The organism is Bradyrhizobium uaiense, assembly GCF_010811875.1.
GTDB lineage: Bacteria > Pseudomonadota > Alphaproteobacteria > Rhizobiales > Xanthobacteraceae > Bradyrhizobium > Bradyrhizobium uaiense.
Map to the genome: position 1 here is coordinate 1 of NZ_VKHP01000822.1, position 247 is coordinate 247.

The 247-nt window shown below is 59.5% G+C and carries 1 pseudogene; it reads right to left on the reverse strand.

The window, feature by feature from the left end:
- Nucleotides 1-2: 2 nt before the first annotated feature.
- A pseudogene (locus tag FNJ47_RS52325) lies at nucleotides 3-125 on the reverse strand (ATP-binding protein); the annotation flags it as partial.
- Nucleotides 126-247: the final 122 nt, after the last annotated feature.

Sequence of the window (247 nt, forward strand, 5' to 3'; positions counted from 1 at the left end):
CGCTATGCTGCCAATGGCAGTGAAAGGTGGAATACAGCTCCTCCTCCGGACTGGTTCTCAGCCCAGAGCTGGCCGCTATGCGCCAGAACGATCGTCCGTGCGATGGACAGGCCGATGCCCATGCCCTACGGGCGCACGATCATCGGTCGTACCGAAGTCAACGGGGACGCATCGGCAGTCATTTCCATCAGCGATTCCGGTCCGGGCATTCCCCAGGACAGGCTGAACGACATCTTTGATCCGTTTT